1 protein-coding gene is annotated in these 1,012 nt (G+C 42.8%); it reads left to right on the top strand.

Annotation, left to right across the window (positions count from 1 at the left end; all coding sequences use genetic code 11):
• Positions 1-143 precede the first annotated feature (143 nt).
• A partial coding sequence (locus AB4653_RS28455) for a tRNA(Met) cytidine acetyltransferase TmcA domain-containing protein (RefSeq protein ID WP_372105989.1) occupies positions 144-1,012 on the top strand: 869 nt, incomplete at its 3' end.

The raw sequence follows: 1,012 nt of genomic DNA, 5'->3' as shown, positions 1-1,012 counted from the left end.
TGATACAACAATGGAAGAAATCCTAGCATTCGTACAATCTAAGTTAGACTAAGTCACGACTTTCATTACTCCTCTAAAGCCGCTTTATGCGGCTTTTTATTTGGCTGTGATAAACTGTGTTTAGATGAATCTGGACGCTAACTATGACAAACCCAACCAATACTTTTCTGCATACACTTTCTAATATTGCCCAACACAATGGTCACCGTTACGGTGTGGTCTTTGATGGCGACTTTGATTGGCAAAACTCTGCTGTTTTAACCTTCCTTGAAAATTCGTACACTCCGAGCATCTTCCAGATTGGTGGAACTCCGTTTGAAGGAGTGATTCATGCTCCAGTCAAAAAAGGCCAACAATTGCTTGGTCGTGAGTCCCAAGTTCTTGTTTGTGATTTTAGAGAGCAGTTTGATGCGAATGGTTTTAGCGCTGCACTAGGTTCGTTAATCGGTGGTGGGCTGTTGTTGGTGTTGCCGCCAAAAGTTGATGACTCTGAAGATAACGAGAGCTTTGGCCAACGTTGGTTAAAGGAGAATTTCAATAAGCTCATTTCGGTTTCACAACATAACGAAACAGACGATGTTGTTCAAGCGACTAAAGCACTTCCTCTGAAGCAAGACTTTGAAAACAGTTTGGACAAATTTGAACAGCAAAATCTGGCCGTTGAGTTGGTTAAAAAAGTGGTGTCTGGGCATCGTAAACGTCCTTTAGTTCTCACGGCAGATAGAGGGCGTGGTAAAAGCTCTACATTGGGTATTGCCGCTGCTCAGCTTTTAGTTGAGCGTCATGGATTAAATATCATCGTGACAGCGCCTTCAGTGAAAGCAATCGAGCCTGTATTTTCCCACGCGAGTCAACGCCTAGAAGACTGTGAAGTGGTCAACGCTACTTACATTTGCTATCAAAGCGGAAGTTTAAGATTCGTAGCACCAGATGAATTACTTAAGTCTAAGCCTGATTGTGATTTGCTATTAGTCGATGAAGCGGCTGCAATTCCAATCCCGATGCTCAAATC

This window comes from Vibrio sp. 10N.222.48.A3 (assembly GCF_041475345.1).
GTDB lineage: Bacteria > Pseudomonadota > Gammaproteobacteria > Enterobacterales > Vibrionaceae > Vibrio > Vibrio tasmaniensis_A.
The sequence above is the reverse complement of the archived record's forward strand: the minus strand, read 5'-3'. Positions and strand labels throughout refer to the sequence as shown.